This window comes from Nocardia sp. NBC_01377, from assembly GCF_045040005.1.
Lineage (GTDB): Bacteria > Actinomycetota > Actinomycetes > Mycobacteriales > Mycobacteriaceae > Nocardia > Nocardia noduli.
This window is the reverse complement of record NZ_CP109566.1, coordinates 1,065,589-1,080,562: the sequence shown is the minus strand read 5'-3', so window position 1 is coordinate 1,080,562 and position 14,974 is coordinate 1,065,589. Positions and strand designations below refer to the sequence as shown.

The 14,974-nt window shown below is 68.3% G+C and carries 15 protein-coding genes; 5 read left to right on the top strand and 10 right to left on the bottom strand.

The genetic code is table 11. From position 1 onward, the window contains the following. Window positions 1–48 precede the first annotated feature (48 nt). The 6 genes from argF to OG225_RS05070 all read right to left on the bottom strand — a co-directional run bounded on the left by argF (window position 49) and on the right by OG225_RS05070 (window position 5,753). A complete protein-coding gene (gene argF / locus OG225_RS05095) occupies window positions 49–1,005 on the bottom strand; it encodes an ornithine carbamoyltransferase (RefSeq protein ID WP_405180607.1) in 957 nt (318 codons plus the stop codon). After that, complete coding sequence (locus OG225_RS05090) at window positions 1,002–2,216, bottom strand: acetylornithine transaminase (protein ID WP_405180606.1); 1,215 nt, start codon at window positions 2,214–2,216, stop codon at window positions 1,002–1,004. Before OG225_RS05090 ends, argF begins: the two co-directional genes overlap by 4 nt. Window positions 2,217–2,301: 85 nt before the next feature. Continuing rightward, window positions 2,302–3,210: an acetylglutamate kinase gene (argB, locus tag OG225_RS05085; RefSeq protein ID WP_405180605.1), complete on the bottom strand. Its 909-nt coding sequence runs from the start codon at window positions 3,208–3,210 to the stop codon at window positions 2,302–2,304. Continuing rightward, window positions 3,207–4,418: a bifunctional glutamate N-acetyltransferase/amino-acid acetyltransferase ArgJ gene (argJ, locus tag OG225_RS05080; RefSeq protein ID WP_405180604.1), complete on the bottom strand. Its 1,212-nt coding sequence runs from the start codon at window positions 4,416–4,418 to the stop codon at window positions 3,207–3,209. Before argJ ends, argB begins: the two co-directional genes overlap by 4 nt. After that, window positions 4,415–5,473 (bottom strand): N-acetyl-gamma-glutamyl-phosphate reductase, encoded by a 1,059-nt coding sequence (gene argC / locus OG225_RS05075; RefSeq protein ID WP_405180603.1) that lies wholly within the window; start codon window positions 5,471–5,473, stop codon window positions 4,415–4,417. Before argC ends, argJ begins: the two co-directional genes overlap by 4 nt. Before the next feature lie 31 nt (window positions 5,474–5,504). After that, window positions 5,505–5,753 (bottom strand): hypothetical protein, encoded by a 249-nt coding sequence (locus OG225_RS05070; RefSeq protein WP_405180602.1) that lies wholly within the window; start codon window positions 5,751–5,753, stop codon window positions 5,505–5,507. A gap of 222 nt (window positions 5,754–5,975) precedes the next feature. Between OG225_RS05070 and OG225_RS05065 the strand changes: the two genes are divergently transcribed. Together OG225_RS05065 and OG225_RS05060 are read left to right on the top strand one after the other, a co-directional pair. Next, the gene (locus OG225_RS05065) at window positions 5,976–6,749 is read left to right on the top strand and encodes an isocitrate lyase/phosphoenolpyruvate mutase family protein (protein ID WP_405180601.1); all 774 of its coding nucleotides are present in this window, start codon (window positions 5,976–5,978) and stop codon (window positions 6,747–6,749) included. Window positions 6,750–6,845: 96 nt separating this feature from the next. Continuing rightward, the gene (locus OG225_RS05060; protein ID WP_405180600.1) at window positions 6,846–8,015 is read left to right on the top strand and encodes an alpha/beta hydrolase fold domain-containing protein; all 1,170 of its coding nucleotides are present in this window, start codon (window positions 6,846–6,848) and stop codon (window positions 8,013–8,015) included. A 62-nt stretch (window positions 8,016–8,077) separates the two neighbouring features. Here OG225_RS05060 and OG225_RS05055 read toward each other — a convergent pair whose 3' ends face one another. After that, on the bottom strand, window positions 8,078–8,566 hold the full coding sequence (locus OG225_RS05055; protein ID WP_405180599.1) for a pyridoxamine 5'-phosphate oxidase family protein: 489 nt from the start codon (window positions 8,564–8,566) through the stop codon (window positions 8,078–8,080). Window positions 8,567–8,628: 62 nt separating this feature from the next. Between OG225_RS05055 and OG225_RS05050 the strand changes: the two genes are divergently transcribed. Beyond that, on the top strand, window positions 8,629–9,609 hold the full coding sequence (locus tag OG225_RS05050) for a helix-turn-helix transcriptional regulator (protein WP_405180598.1): 981 nt from the start codon (window positions 8,629–8,631) through the stop codon (window positions 9,607–9,609). Window positions 9,610–9,646: 37 nt separating this feature from the next. Here OG225_RS05050 and OG225_RS05045 read toward each other — a convergent pair whose 3' ends face one another. Continuing rightward, on the bottom strand, window positions 9,647–10,822 hold the full coding sequence (locus tag OG225_RS05045; RefSeq protein ID WP_405180597.1) for an epoxide hydrolase family protein: 1,176 nt from the start codon (window positions 10,820–10,822) through the stop codon (window positions 9,647–9,649). A gap of 62 nt (window positions 10,823–10,884) precedes the next feature. On the opposite strand from OG225_RS05045, the gene OG225_RS05040 reads away from it, so the two are divergent. Next, window positions 10,885–11,850 carry a helix-turn-helix transcriptional regulator gene (locus OG225_RS05040; RefSeq protein WP_405180596.1) on the top strand — a complete coding sequence of 322 codons (966 nt, stop codon included), beginning with the start codon at window positions 10,885–10,887 and terminating at the stop codon, window positions 11,848–11,850. Here the strand turns inward: OG225_RS05040 and OG225_RS05035 are convergent, their stop codons facing one another. Further along, window positions 11,851–12,951: an FAD-dependent oxidoreductase gene (locus OG225_RS05035; protein ID WP_405180595.1), complete on the bottom strand. Its 1,101-nt coding sequence runs from the start codon at window positions 12,949–12,951 to the stop codon at window positions 11,851–11,853. A 114-nt stretch (window positions 12,952–13,065) separates the two neighbouring features. Here OG225_RS05035 and OG225_RS05030 point away from each other — a divergent pair, with 114 nt between their 5' ends. Next, window positions 13,066–13,614: a TetR/AcrR family transcriptional regulator gene (locus tag OG225_RS05030; RefSeq protein WP_405180594.1), complete on the top strand. Its 549-nt coding sequence runs from the start codon at window positions 13,066–13,068 to the stop codon at window positions 13,612–13,614. A 31-nt stretch (window positions 13,615–13,645) separates the two neighbouring features. Here OG225_RS05030 and OG225_RS05025 read toward each other — a convergent pair whose 3' ends face one another. Then, entirely contained in the window at window positions 13,646–14,953 is a 1,308-nt protein-coding gene (locus tag OG225_RS05025; protein WP_405180593.1) for an amino acid deaminase, read from the bottom strand. Window positions 14,954–14,974 lie beyond the last annotated feature (21 nt).

Genomic DNA, 14,974 nt, shown 5'->3' with positions numbered 1-14,974 from the left:
TCCCGTTCGATCTGTGGCACAGCGGATCACGCCGCGCCGTCGGGTCGCTCACAACGCGCCTCCGCGATGCTTGTCCAGGAGCCACACCAGCAGTGCCTTCTGCGCGTGCAGCCGGTTCTCGGCTTCGTCCCAGACCGCGCTGTGCGGTCCGTCGAGCACGTCGTCGGTGATCTCCTCACCGCGGTGGGCCGGAAGGCAGTGCAGCACTACGGCATCGGGCGCGGCCTTGGCCAGCAGGTCGGCGTTCAGCTGGAACGGGCGGAACGGGCCGACGCGGTCGAGGCCGTCGTTCTCCTGGCCCATGGAGGTCCAGGTGTCGGTGACGAGGGCGTCGGCTCCGGAGGCGGCGGCGATGGGGTCGCCGGTCAGGGTGATGGTCGCGCCGGTTTCGGCGGCCCGTTTGCGTGCCGCGTCCAGGATCCACGGCAGCGGTTCGAAATTCGAGGGCGCGGCGATGGTCACGTTCAGGCCCGCGGTGACGCCGCCGAGCAGTAGCGAATGCGCCATGTTGTTGGCGCCGTCGCCGAAGTAGGTGAGGTTGCGTCCGGTGAGATCGCCGATGCGTTCCTTCAGGGTCAGCAGATCGGCGAGCACCTGGCACGGGTGGAATTCGTTGGACAGCGCGTTGACCATCGGAACCGTTGCGGCCTGTGCCATTTCGTCGAGGCGGACCTGTTCGAAGGTGCGCCACACGATGGCGTCGACGTAGCGCGAGAGTACCCGTCCGGTGTCGCCGAGGGTTTCCTCCCTGCCCAGTTGGGTGTCGCGGCCGTCGACGACGACCGCGTGCCCGCCGAGTTGGGCGATCCCCATCTCGAAGGAGAAGCGGGTGCGGGTCGAGTTCTTCTCGAAGATCACTCCCACGCCGCGCGGGCCGTCCAGCGGACGGCGCGAGAACGGCGACGCCTTGAGTTCGGCTGCCAGGGTGAGGATTTCGGCTTGTTCGGCCGGGGACATATCATCGTCGCGCAGGAAATGCCGTAGCCGCGCGGTGGCCTCGCTCATGCCGGTTTTCCCTTCGCGTCGTCGGCCGCGCCGTCCAGGATTTCCGGGAGGTCGGCGACGAAATTATCGGATTGGGTCTCGGTGAGCACCAGCGGCGGGGCCAGCCGGATGATGTTCGGCTTCGGCGCGTTCACCAGATAGCCCGCTTCTCGCGCCCGGTTCTCGACCTCGGCCGAAATATCCTGGGTGAGGACGATTCCCAGCAGCAGACCGGCCCCACGCACATGGTCGACGAGGGGGTGTTCGAGCAGTTCGATACCGTCGCTGAGCCGTTTGCCCACCGATTCGACGTGCGAGAGCAGATCCTGCTCGTCGATGGTGCGCAAGACCGCCAGCGCGGCAGCGGCGCAGACCGCGTTACCGCCGAAGGTGGTGCCGTGCAGGCCGGGGGTGAGCAGATCCGCCGCGGGGCCGGTGGCGAGGACCGCGCCGATCGGCAGACCTCCGCCGAGCCCCTTCGCCAGGGTGATCACGTCGGGCACGATGCCGCAGGACTGGTGCGCGTAGAACTTGCCGGTGCGACCGATACCGGTCTGCACCTCGTCGAGTATCAGCAGCGTGCCGTGGCGTGCGGTGACCTCCCTGGCCTTGACCAGGTAGTCCAGCGGCGGTACCACGACGCCGCTCTCCCCCATCATCGGTTCGAGGAAGACGGCGGCGGTGTCGTCGTCGACGACGGCTTCGAGCGCGGCGGCGTCACCGTAGGGGACGTGCACGACGCCGGGCGGCATCGGCGCGAACGGTTCGCGTTTGGATGCCTGCCCGGTCAGCGCGAGCGCGCCCATGGTCCGGCCGTGGAAGGCCTCCTCGGCGGCGACGATCTTGCTGCGGCCGGTCAGGCGCGCCATCTTGAAGGCGGCTTCGTTGGCCTCGGTGCCGGAGTTGCAGAAGAACGCGCGGCCGTGTCCGTCACCGAATTCACCGTCGCCGAAATGCGCGAGCAGCCGTTCGGCCAGTTCGATGACCGGTTCGTTGGCGTAGAGGTTGGAGGTGTGGCCGAGGGTGCCCAACTGGTTGGTGACAGCCTCGAGGATGGCGGGATGGCCGTGGCCGAGACTGTTGACCGCGATGCCGCCGAGGAAATCGACGTAGCGATTGCCGTCGGCGTCGTAGACGACGGCTCCGGCCCCGCGTACCAGCGCGATCTTCGGGGTGCCGTAGTTCTTCATCAGCGCGGCCGACCACCGCTGCTGTAGGTCTGCTGTACTCATTCGTCGACTCCGTAATCGCTGCGGCCCCGGACCTCGCGGCGCGTATCAGGTTCGTTCATGACAGGGGTTTTCGTCGGCGGTACTTTCACGATCGGGCCCGGCTCGCGGTGGGCGTCACCATAGTGCCGATTCCCTCGCCGGTGAACAGTTCCAGTAGTACCGAATGCGGGACGCGGCCGTCGATGACGTGCGCCGTCGGCACCCCGCCCTGCACGGCGCGCAGGCACGCCTCCATTTTCGGCACCATGCCCGCGTCCAGGCGCGGCAGCAGCGTCGCGAGATCCGTCGCGTCGATACTCGAGGTGAGCGAGGAACGGTCCGGCCAGTCGGTGTAGAGGCCCTCGACGTCGGTGAGGATCACCAATTTCTCCGCGCCGATCCCCTCGGCGAGTGCCGCGGCGGCGGTGTCGGCGTTGATGTTGTGCACGACGCCGTCGATATCGGGGGCGATGGTGGAGACGACCGGAATCCGTCCCGCGCCGATCAGATCGAGGACGGCGTCCGGGTTCACCCGGGTGACATCGCCGACCAGACCGATATCGGTCGGTTCGCCGTCCACGTCGACGGTGCGGCGGGTCGCGGTGAACAGTCGCGCGTCCTCGCCGGAGATGCCGACCGCGTATGGTCCGTGCGCGTTGATCAGCCCGACGAGTTCGCGGCCGACCTGACCGAACAGCACCATCCGCACCACATCCATGACCTCGGGTGTGGTTACCCGGAATCCGCCGCGGAATTCCCCTTGCAGCCCGAGTTTCTTCAGCATCGCGCTGATCTGCGGGCCGCCGCCGTGCACGACGACCGGATGCACGCCGACGGTGCGCAGGAAGGCCATGTCGGCGGCGAACGCGCGTTTGAGTTCGTCGTCGATCATGGCGTTGCCGCCGTATTTCACGACGACGATCTTGTCGCGGAATTTCTGCAACCACGGCAGTGCTCCCGCCAGCACGTGTGCCTTGTCCAGCGCCGAGAGATCGTGCAGCAGTGAGCTGTTCATGAGCTGTAGGCCGAATTCTCTTCGACGTAACCGTGCGAGAGATCGGTGGTGCGGATCGTCGCCGCCCCGTCACCGACATTCAGCGCGATCCGCACCTCGATATCCATGCCGGACAGATCGACCTCGCGCGCGCCCGGCGCGCCGACACCGTCGACGCAGACCGGATTTCCGTTGAACGACACCGAGATCCGGTTCGGATCGAGGGTGATGGGCGCGATGCCGACGGCGGCGAGTACCCGGCCCCAGTTCGGGTCGGAACCGAAAAGCGCGGTCTTGACCAGGGAGTCACGGGCGACGGCGCGCGCGGCGATCAGCGCCTCGTCCTCGGTGAGCGCACCCGTCACGGTGACGAGTACGCGCTTGGTGATCCCTTCCGCGTCGGCCATCAGCTGCGTGGCCAGATCGTCGCAGACCGCGAGTACCGCGGCGTCGAGTTCGGCCTGCGACGGCGTCACCGCGCTCGCGCCGTTGGCGAGTAGCAGCACGGTGTCGTTGGTGGAACAGGAACCGTCCACGTCGAGCCGGTCGAAGGTGAGCCGGGTGGCGTTGCGCAGCGCCTGATCCAGTTGTTCGGGGGTGGCGCGGGCATCGGTGGTCAGTACCACCAGCATGGTCGCCAGCGACGGGGCGAGCATGCCCGCGCCCTTGGCCATGCCGCCCACATTCCATTTGTCGTTGTGGTGGAACGCCGCTTCCTTGGGCACGGTGTCGGTGGTCATGATGGCGTAGGCGGCGTCCAGGCCACCGGACAGTCCGCCGCCCATCTCGTGCACGATCTCGGTGACGGCGGGGATCAGTTTGTCCATCGGGAGCCGGTCACCGATCAAACCCGTCGAACAGACCGCGATCTCGCCCGCGCCGGTCTCGGTGCCCCAGTTGCTCAGCGCCGTCGCCAATTCCTCGGCGGTGCGGTGGGTGTCCTGGAATCCGCCCGGTCCGGTGCACGCGTTCGCGCCGCCGGAGTTGAGGATGACCGCGCGCAACCGGCCCGAGGACAGCACCTGCTGCGACCACAGCACCGGGGCGGCCTTGACCTGGTTGCGGGTGAAGACGCCCGCCGCCGCGTAATCCGGGCCCTCGCTGAACACCAGTGCCAGGTCCGGGTTTCCGCTGGCCTTGATGCCCGCGGCGATACCCGCGGCGCGGAAGCCGAGCGGGCCGGTGACGCCCTGGGTCCGAACCAGTTTCCCGCTCTCGACTGTTGTCACGGTGCCACTCCTACGGTGGAAAGTCCTTCGGTCTCGTCGAATCCGACGGCCAGGTTCATGGATTGGACCGCGGCGCCCGCGGTGCCCTTGGTCAGGTTGTCGATCGCGCCGATCACCACGAGCAGTCCGGCGTCGGCGTCGACGGCCACCTGGAGGGTGACCGCGTTGGAGCCGAGGACCGAACCGGTCTGGGGCAGCACCCCTTCGGGCAGCAGATGCACGAAAGGTTCGTCGGCGTAGGCCTTCTCGTATACGGCCCGGGCCTGGTCGGCGTCGACGCGCACCGGCGCGGTGCAGGTCGCGAGGATGCCGCGCGGCATGGGCGCGAGCACCGGGGTGAACGACACTTTGATGTCCGTTCCGGCGACCGCGCCGAGATTCTGCGCGATCTCGGGGGTGTGCCGGTGCGCACCCGCGATGCCGTAGGCGCGCACGGAACCCATCACCTCGGAACCGAGCAGGCCGACGTCGAGTTTGCGGCCCGCGCCGGAGGTGCCACTGACGGCCACCACGTTCACCGTCGGTTCGACGATGCCCGCCGCGACGGCGGGGGCCAGGGCGAGGCTGGCGACGGTCGGATAGCAGCCGGGCACCGCGATCCGGCGCGCGCCACGCAGGGCGTCGCGGCCGCCGGGCAGTTCCGGCAGGCCGTAGGGCCAGCTGCCCGCGTGTTCGGTGCCGTAGTACTTGGTCCACGCCGCCGCGTCGCGGAGCCGGAAATCCGCGCCGCAGTCGATGATCACGGTCGATTCGGGCAGGGCGTTCGCCAGCGCGGCGGACTGACCGTGCGGGAGTCCGAGGAAGACCACATCGTGCCCGGCCAGTTCCTCGGCGGTACTCGGCGCGAGGACGCGGTCGGCGAGCGGCAGCAGGTGCGGCTGATGCTCGCCCAGCCTGCTGCCCGCGTTCGAGCCTGCGGTGACGGCGCCGATCTCCAGGCGACCGGCGCGGTATCGGGGATGACCGAGCAGCAGGCGCAGCACTTCGCCGCCCGCGTATCCGCTGGCACCGGCAACGGCGACCCGCACGACGGGTTCGTCCGACGTATCAACCATGAAATGATTATGCACGATCATGCAAGCTCATTCATAAACGGGGGGCGAACTCCGCCGCCGATTCGTCGGCGCGACCGGCGATCAGCCGCGCGATCAGGGGAAACAGCAGTACCGTCGTCGCGCCCGCCGCTACCAGTGTCGAGGCGATCTCCTCCGACATCAACCCCGCTCCGGTCGCGACCCGGGCGACGGCCACGATGATCGCGATCGACCGCGACCCACGTGCTGACCGCCGCGTCCCGGTCAACAACCGCGACCGGACCGAAGTCGCGATAGCCATCCAGTAGCCATAATCCGGTCGGCGCGACCGAAGTGTCCGGCGCGACCCGGATGAGCGAGACGATCGCCGACGACGAAACTCCCGTATCTGCGACTGCCAACAGGCGCATCCGATAATCCTGGCACACGAACGAGCGGCGAACCGAGGATCGACGACCAGATTGCCTCGCCGTAGCCGGATATTCCCCTGACCGCCGCACCCGATCGGGGATACCGTCGAAGGATGACCAAAGCGAAGGCCTTCCACGAGCTGCACCATCGGGAAACGCCGCTGGTCCTGCCCAACGCCTGGGATTTCGGTTCGGCGGCGATGCTGGTGGCCGAGGGATTCCCCGCCGTCGGGACCACGAGTCTCGGCGTCGCGGCGGGAGCCGGGCTGGCCGACGGCGCGGGCGTCACCCGGGACGAGACCCTCGCCCTCGCCGCGCGGCTGGCCCTGCTGTCGGTGCCGGTGACCGTCGATATCGAAGGCGGTTTCAGCGAGGATCCGGGAACGGTCGCCGATTACGTCGCCCGGTTGTCCGAACTGGGGATCGCCGGGGTGAATCTGGAAGACGGCCGCGGCGAAGCCGGTCTCGCCGTCCCCGGACAGCAGGCCGAGTTGATCGCGGCGGTCAAGGACCGTTCGCCGGAGATCTTCGTCAACGCGCGGGTCGACACCCACTGGCTCCAGCTCGACGAGGACGCCACCCTCGCGCGCGCCGACGCCTATGCCCGCGCGGGCGCCGACGGCATCTTCGTGCCGGGCCTGCGCGATCCCGAGGAGATCGCCGCGACGGTCGCCGCGGTGCCACTGCCGGTGAATGTCCTCTATCTGACGACGGGTCCGTCGGTCGCCGAACTGGCCGCGCTCGGGGTGCAGCGGGTGAGCACCGGTTCGCTGCTGTATCGGGCGGCGTTGGCCGCGACGGTGGATATCGCCCGCGCGGTGCGCGACGGCGCACCGGTCGCGGGCGGGATACCGAGCTATCGGGATGTGCAGCACCGCACACCATGACCGCGGTGCTCGTCCACCGCGACGACAACGCGCCGGAGGGCCGGTAGGCGGCGCGCCAGGCGGGGGTGGGCGGGGCGGCGTGGGTTAATGGGGCCCATGGTCATTCGCTGGATCATCGCCCTGGCCGGGGTGGTACTCGCCGTCGCGTTGGGCGCGGTCACCTTCGTGATCGTGTCGGCGACGATTCCCGAATCATTGGTACCGCTGTCGTTCGCGGTCAGCAATTACGGCCTCTATCTGATTCCGGCGGGGCTGCTCGGCATGGGGATCGGACTGATCCTCGCGCAGCGACGCAACGCTGCCGTGTTGCGGATCCTGGGCATGCTGGTCGGGATGGTCTGTATCGTCGCGACGGTGGCGGCCTGCGTACCGCTCGTCGCCTCCTGGCGGGAGGCGGGCAGGCAGGGCACGCAACTGTCGATCATGAAGTACCTGACCGGCGGCACCAATACCGGCGATCCGGTGGAGACACTGAGTACTCCGTACGCGTCCGTCGACGGCACCGACCTGCTGATGGACGTCAAGATGCCCACCGATCTGGTCGACGGGCGACGGGCCGCGGTGATCTGGGTGCACGGCGGCGGATTCACCGGTGGCGACCGGGGTGAGGGCCCCGAATGGCACAAATGGCTCAACGACCGGGGTTACGCGGTTTTCGCGATCGAGTACCGACTGGCGGCACCGCCGCGCTGGGAGCAGGCATCGGGAGATATCCGATGCGCGGTCGGCCGAATCAAGGAGCGGGCCACCGAATTCGGGATCGACCCGGCCCGCGTCATGCTCGCGGGCGGTTCGGCGGGCGGCAATCTCGCCCTGATGGGGGCCTACGCCGACGAACGCGTCGCGCCGAGTTGCCCGGTCGGCGATACGTCCATCGCCGCTGTCGCCGCGTTCTATCCGCCGACCGATCTGGCGTCGGGCTGGTACGGCACCGGTAGTCCCGAGTATTCCCACCGCACCCTCACCGACTATCTCGGTGGTGCGCCCGACGTCCATCCGGACCGCTACGCCGCCGCCTCACCCCGCACGTATGTCCGCCCCGGTCTGCCGCCGACCCTGCTCATGCACGGCACCCGCGACCATGTCGTGCCCTTCGACCAATCGGCCGCTCTGACAAGCGAACTCGAATCCGCGAGCGTCCCGGTGACACGCGTGCCGCTCCCCTACGCCGACCACGGATTCGACGTCACCTGGGGTGACTGGGCCACGCAGATCTCCCGCGACACCTTCGACGATTTCCTCACCAGGTACTTCCCCGCGCCGTGACATCGACCGGGAAGCGCCTTCTCGACGGGCGGATCCCCAGGCGGGCAGCACGATCGACCGGTTCAGCGTTCCACGACGCGTTCCCCCTCGCCCGGCTTCCAGATCGTGATGTGCAGTTTGTCGTTCACGATTTCGACGGTGGACGCACTCGTCAGATCGGCGACGAAGAAGTGGTCGAATTCCTCCCCGCGGATATCGAAACCGTTCTCCTCGAACAGCGCCTGGGCGAAGCGGCGGTGAACTTCCTTGTCGGGCAGGTCGGTGACGGTGCCGAACAGTTTCGCGTCGCCGTCGCCGACCATGGTGTCCACGGTCGCGGTGTGCAGGCAGAAACGCGGGTCGCGGGCCAGATCCTTGAATTTGGTGGTGCCCGGCATCCCGGCGATGACGAGCATGTCCTCGAAGACGCGCGGTTCGACGGGACTGATCCGAGGGGAGCCGTCGGCGCGCAGGGTGGCGAGCATGCAGAGATTGCCCGTCGCCCGGTGCCGACGCGTGAAGATGTTCGCGATCTCGGGTGCTTGCGCGGTGAACTCGCTCCACGTGGTCATGTGAAGGACCGTACGACAAAAACCTGTCATCTTCTGTCAGGTTTGCCGGATAGTGTCGAGGGGTGCGTGCGAGTCGGCTTGTGCAGCTGCTGCTGATCCTCCAGACCAGGGGGCAGGTCACCGCACCCGAACTCGCGGCCGAACTCGAGGTGTCGGTGCGCACGGTGTATCGCGACGTCGAAGCCCTCTCGGCGGCCGGTGTGCCCGTGTACAGCGAGCCGGGCCGCGCGGGCGGGGTACGGCTCGTCGACGGCTATCGCACCCGCCTGACCGGTCTGACCTCCGACGAGGCCGACGCGGTCCTGCTGGCGGGACTCCCAGATGCCGCCGCCGACCTCGGTCTGGGCACCGTGCTGGCGACCGCGCAATTGAAGGTACTCGCCGCGCTGCCGCCGGAATTGCGCGGGCGCGCCACCCGCATCGCCGAACGGGTGCACGTGGACGCGCCGGGATGGTTCCGCAGACCGGAGCAGACCCCGACCCTGACAACCGTCACCGATGCGCTGTGGCACGACCACCGGCTCCTGGTGCGCTACCGGCGCGGCGACCGTGTCGTCGAGCGTCGACTGGATCCGCTGGGCCTGGTACTCAAGGCGGGCACCTGGTATCTGGTGGCCCGGCAGAGTGCCGATATCCGTTCGTATCGGGTCGGGCGGATCGAGGCGGCGCACGCTCTCGACGAAACCTTCACCCGCCCCGATGATTTCGAGCTGTCGGCGCATTGGGCGCGGGCCCAGGAGGATTTCGCGCGGTCGATGTTGCGGGTGCGCGCCCGGTGCCGCATCGATCCCGCGCATCTGCGCATGCTCGCCCTGACCTTCGAACCGGCCGCCGTCACCGAGGCCTACGAGTCGATGTCGGAACCCGACGCCGAGGGCTGGGTCGAGATCGTCCTCGCGTCCGAGGCGTATCGCGTACTCCTGCACGGCATTCTGCAACTAGGCGAACACGTCGAGATTCTCGCGCCGCCCGAGTTGCGCGCGGATATCTCGGCGACCGCCCTGGCGATGGCGAAACGCTACGGCACGGTCGGCGACGCGTGAGGATATCGGTCGACCGATCGTGCCGCGGCGATCCGGGTCAGCGCAGGGTGCGGAAGAATTCGCGGATGTCGGTCGTCAGCAGATCGGGCGCTTCCATGGCGGCGAAATGACCACCTCGGTCGTATTCGGTCCAGCGCACGATCTCGTGCTGCTCCTCGGCGATCTTCCGGATGGACAGATCGCCGGGAAAGATCGCCGCCGCGGTGGGCACGCCCGAACTCTTCGACGCCGCTCCCCATGCCTCGGATTCACTGTAGAGCCGGATCGAGGAGGCGAAAGTCCTGGTGAACCAGTACAGGCTGACGTTGGCGAGCAACGCGTCACGATCCACGGCGTCCTCGGGCAGTTCGATGGCCGGGTTCGTCCAGCGCTGAAACATGTCGACCAGCCAGGACAGCAGTCCCGCCGGTGAATCGTGCATGCCGATCGCCAATGTCTGCGGGCGACCCGCCTGCACCATCGCGTAGCCGTATCTGGTGAAACTGTCCGGACCGGTCAGCTTCGACAGTTTCGCCTCATCCTCCGGGCTGTATTCGGAATCACCCGTCCCCCGATCCTGTTCGGCGCTGTCCTCGCCGTCCCAGGACGGCAGGGTGATCGGGCCGTTGACGTGGATGCCGATCAGATGTTCCGGCGCGATGCGGCCGAGTTCGGTGGCGGTGAAGAAACCCGCGTCGCCGCCTTGGGCACCGTAGCGGTCGTAGCCGAGCCGGGCCATCAGACGTGCGATGACCTGCGCATAGCGCTCGGTCCCGCCCGCGCCGACCTGCGGTGCCACACCCGAGAACGCGAAACCCGGCAGCGAGGGGATCACCAGGTGGAAGGCGTCGCGCGGATCGCCGCCGTGTGCGCGAGGATCGCTGAGCGGCCCGATGACCTCCAGGAATTCGATGAAGGACGCGGGCCATCCGTGATTGAGGACCAGCGGCACGGCATCGGGTTCGGGTGAGCGCACATGCAGGAAGTGCACGGGCTGTCCGTCGATATCGGTGTGGAAATGCGGCAGGTCGTTCAATCGCGCTTCCATGGCGCGCCAATCGAATTCGGTCCGCCAGTATTCGGCCAGCGGCTTCAGATACGAGACGGGCATGCCCTTGTCCCACCCGACGCCGGGCAGTTCGTCGGGCCACAAGGTGTCGGCGAGCCGGGTGTGCAGTTCATCGATGCGTGCCTGCGGAATCTCGATGCGGAAGGGCCTGATGTCGTTGCTCATGAAATCCACGCTAGGAGGTCCTTAGGACAGTTATGTTCCTAACCTCGCGCCATACTGGATTCATGCTCGAAACCTCCGCGCGACTGCTGAAACTGCTCGCGCTGTTGCAGACGCACCGCGAGTGGGCCGGTGCGGAACTGGCGGAACGACTCGACGTCACCGGCCGCACGATTCGGCGCGATGTGGAACGGTTGCGCGATCTCGGCTATCCCGTGCACGCGACCCGGGGCACCTCGGGATACCGGCTCGGCGCGGGCGCGGCACTGCCGCCCCTGCTGCTCGACGACGAGGAGGCGGTGGCCGTCACGGTGAGTCTGCGCAGCGCCGCCGACGGCAGTGTGGGCGGGATCGAGGAATCGGCGTTGCGCGCCCTGTCGAAGCTGGAACAGGTACTGCCGCCGCGACTTCGGCATCGGGTCGCCACGTTGCGCGCCGCGACGGTCCGGGTCGGCGCCCCGGCGGCGCGGGTGGATCCGGACACGCTGATGGCCATCGCCGAGGCGTGTCAACGACGTGAGCAGCTGCGTTTCGACTACTCCTCCCACGGCGGGGCGGGTTCGATCCGTAAGACCGAGCCGCACAGCCTCGTGCATTTCAGCAGACGGTGGTATCTGGTGGCCTGGGATGTCGACCGCGGCGATTGGCGCACCTTTCGGGTGGACCGCATGACACCGCGCGTTCCCACCGGTCCACGGTTCACGCCACGCGAACTGCCGGAAGGCGATGTCGCCACCCATCTTTCGCGCGGTCTGTCCCAGCACGCCTGGCCGCAACAGGCCACCGTGCTGCTGCACGCGTCCGCCGAGACCGCCACCGCGCGGGTCTGGCCGGGTATGGGCGTGGTCGAAGCCGTCGACGACAGCACCTGCCACCTGCACGTCGGCGCGGAGACACCGGAAGCGCTCGTGTGGGTGATCTCCTCGGTGGATCTGGACTTCACGCTGATCAGCGGTCCACCGGAACTCGCGAGCGCGCTCGAGGCCCAGTCCGTCCGCTGTCGTCGTGCCGTCGAGGGATTTCCCCGGTAGTCAAGGGGTCCAGTCGAGTACCGTCGCGAGTGCCCTGACCTGTGCCGACGGCGGGACGAGCCGCAGCGCGGCATTGCGCACCGCCACCACCGGCCGCGAGGACAGTTGGGCGACGGTGCCGATGCGCCGCGAGCGCACCGCGATCATCCGGCTGCGCGGGCGGCGTTCCCTGTCGTAGCGGGTGAGGTCGCCTCCCTCATCGGCGACGCGCGCGAGGACCACCGCGTCTTCCAGCGCCTGACAGGCGCCTTGGCCGAGGTTCGGGGTCATGGCGTGGGCGGCGTCGCCGAGCAGGGCGACGGTCCCGCGCACATAGGTCGGCAGGGGCGGCAGTTCGCAGATGTCGTGTTTCAGGACCGTCGCCGGATCGGCGGCGGCGAGGAGCGCGGGGATCGGCGCGTGCCAGTCGCCGAAGCGGCGGCGGAGTTCGGCGAGTCCACCGGATTCGGTTCCGGCGGGCAGGTTCGCGGTGGCGAAACAGTAGACGCGGCCGTCGGGGAGCGCGGCGAAACCGAAACGTTCGCCCCGGCCCCAGCTTTCGCCGAGGTCACCGATCGGCTCGCTCGGCGCGACCACCATCCGCCATGCGGCGTACCCGGCGTAGACGGGCGTGATGTCACCGCAGACCGCGCGCCGGACGACGCTGTGGATTCCGTCGGCGCCGACGATCAGATCCCCGTCCGACTCGCCCTCCGAATGTGTCACCGCACCGTCCGCGCTCACCCCGGTCACCGAGATCCCGGTCCGCACAGCCGATTCCGGGACGGCGGCGCGCAGGATCTCCAGCAGGTCGGCGCGGTGCAGCATGATCGGGAGCCCGTAGCGATCCCGGATCGCCGCGATATCGGTGCGCGACAACAGTCTGCCTCGCTCGTCCCTGATTCCCGCCGAACCCTCTTCTCTGGCACGCGACCGCACCTCGGCGCCGACACCGATGGCATCGAGCGCGCGAAGGGCGTTGGGCCACAGCGACAGTCCGGCGCCGACCGCTTCGATACGCGGTGCGCGCTCGAGCACTTCGACCTTCCAGCCGCGCCGGGACAGCGCGGCGGCCGTGGCGAGACCACCGATACCGCCACCGACTATGACCGCCTCGGACATGTGCCCTCCTCCGTGCGCAGGCCGACCGATCGCGTCGACTCGGAACGAGATTGCTACATATGTAGTTTTTCCACAACAAGTGCAGTGTCTGGACTACTGGCATAGTGTTCATCCGTGCCTACGAAACGTGAACTCGTTCTCGACGGGGCGATCGAACTACTCGGCACCCGAGGCCTGCGCGCGCTCACCCATCGCGCGGTCGACGAGGCCGCCGCCATGCCGCCGGGGTCGACATCGAACTATTTCCGCACCAGGGAGGCCCTGCTGAGCGGGGTGGCCGAGCGGATGGAGGAACGCGACCACCTCGATTGGGCGATCCTGAGCCGACTGCCCGATCCGACCACCATCGACCAACTCGTGGACGGCATGACCCTGTTCGCCCGACACGCCGTCGGCACCGACCGCATCAGGACCCTCGCCCGCTACACCCTGTTCACGGAGGCGCAGGCCTCACCCGCCCTGCTGGAGTCGGTGCGGCGCGGACACGAACGGCTGATCGCCTGGGCCGCGACCATGCTGGAATCATTCGGCGCGCACCCCTCGATCGCGAAGATCCTGGTCGACTACCTCGACGGGGTCATCCTGCACCAATTGCTCGGCTCCGCCGCTGATTTCGATCCCGCGCCGAATCTGGACAGGACGGTCCGAGCTCTCCTGAGATGACGCTGTCGCGACCAGATATCGGCCTGCGTGGTCAGAAGAAGGTTTCCACGAGGTCGACCACACGCGGTCGCGCGGACGACGCGTCGTCGACGACCGGGATCAGCCGCCATTTGTCGAACGCCGTGCACGGATGAGACAGGCCGAGCCGGACGACGGATCCGACCGGCAGATCGGACGCGGACGCACCGGGCAGGCGCAGGAAAGCGTGTTGATCGTTGAGGGCGCTGACGACGGCGTCGACACCGAGCGGAACCGAAACCCCCCGCACCACGGCATATTGCGGGACCGGCAAACCCTTGTCGTAGGGGACGTCGCGCTTACCCGCGTCGAGCAGCGCCAGTTCCGGTTCCGGACGTGACACCGTCCGCGCCCACGCGTGCATCGCCGACCGCAGCGGATGCTCGGACCGGGCGGGCGTCATCGGCGAGATGTCGGCGTAGAAACCGTCGTCGTGGACGAGGTACGCGCCGCAGCGCAACACGACGGTGGTCGCGACACCCCGAACGCCCTGTTCGTCGGCGAGTCCCGCGAGATGCTCGACCACCAGGTCCTGATAGGCGCTGCCGCCCGCGGTGACGATCGCCGCACCGGAATACCGGCCCCGGTCGGCCAATTCCCGGTGCAGACGGGCCAATTCGTTCAGGTAGTACCGGACCGTGGCCAGCGATTCCGGCCCGCGATCGTCCGCGAGCGCCGCCTCGTAGCCGCCGACCCCGGCCAGGACCAGCCGTTCGGAACGCAGCACCGCCTCGGCGACGGCGTGCGCGTCCTCAACCCGGCGCACGCCCGTCCGGCCGCGTGGACCGCCCAGTTCGACCAGCACCCGCAGTCGCGCGGCTCCGGATGTCGCGCGCAGGTGCCGGTCCATCAGTTCGACGGTCTCGACACCGTCGACCCAGCAGACGAAGTCGAAATCCGGATCGCGTTCGGATTCCGCGGCGGCCCATGCCAATCCGACGGGGTCGACCAGCGCGTTGGCGAGCACTATCCGGCCGACACCGAACGCTCGGGCGAGCTGGGCCTGCCACCCGGTGGCCAGGGTGATCCCCCAGCATCCCGCGGCCAACTGCTCGGCCCACAGTTTCGGCGCCATCGTGGTCTTCCCGTGCGGTGCCAGACGCACCCCTGCTTCGGCGGCCCACGCGCCCATCACCGCACTGTTGGCGTCGAGTACCGAGCGATCCAGGGTCAGCAGTGGTGTCTGGAAATCGTCGAGATGCGGTGCGGTCGCGAGGAAATCGCGCACCGTTCGACCCCACGCGGCCGGCGGCAGACCCTTGTGTTCGGGTCCGGGGATCCGGTCCGCGAATGTCGCTACGGCTTTCTCGTCGATCGCCACGGTGCCCTTCCGAGCTGGTGT

Coding starts and splice junctions, on each gene's coding strand:
- OG225_RS05065 (WP_405180601.1), top strand. CDS start 5,976: ATGACCAAAGCGAAGGCCTTCCACGAGCTGCACCATCGGGAAACGCCG.
- OG225_RS05045 (WP_405180597.1), bottom strand. CDS start 10,822: ATGAGCAACGACATCAGGCCCTTCCGCATCGAGATTCCGCAGGCACGC.
- argB (WP_405180605.1), bottom strand. CDS start 3,210: ATGAACAGCTCACTGCTGCACGATCTCTCGGCGCTGGACAAGGCACAC.
- argC (WP_405180603.1), bottom strand. CDS start 5,473: ATGGTTGATACGTCGGACGAACCCGTCGTGCGGGTCGCCGTTGCCGGT.
- OG225_RS05055 (WP_405180599.1), bottom strand. CDS start 8,566: ATGACCACGTGGAGCGAGTTCACCGCGCAAGCACCCGAGATCGCGAAC.
- OG225_RS05090 (WP_405180606.1), bottom strand. CDS start 2,216: ATGAGTACAGCAGACCTACAGCAGCGGTGGTCGGCCGCGCTGATGAAG.
- argF (WP_405180607.1), bottom strand. CDS start 1,005: ATGAGCGAGGCCACCGCGCGGCTACGGCATTTCCTGCGCGACGATGAT.
- OG225_RS05035 (WP_405180595.1), bottom strand. CDS start 12,951: ATGTCCGAGGCGGTCATAGTCGGTGGCGGTATCGGTGGTCTCGCCACG.
- OG225_RS05040 (WP_405180596.1), top strand. CDS start 10,885: ATGCTCGAAACCTCCGCGCGACTGCTGAAACTGCTCGCGCTGTTGCAG.
- OG225_RS05070 (WP_405180602.1), bottom strand. CDS start 5,753: ATGGCTATCGCGACTTCGGTCCGGTCGCGGTTGTTGACCGGGACGCGG.
- OG225_RS05060 (WP_405180600.1), top strand. CDS start 6,846: ATGGTCATTCGCTGGATCATCGCCCTGGCCGGGGTGGTACTCGCCGTC.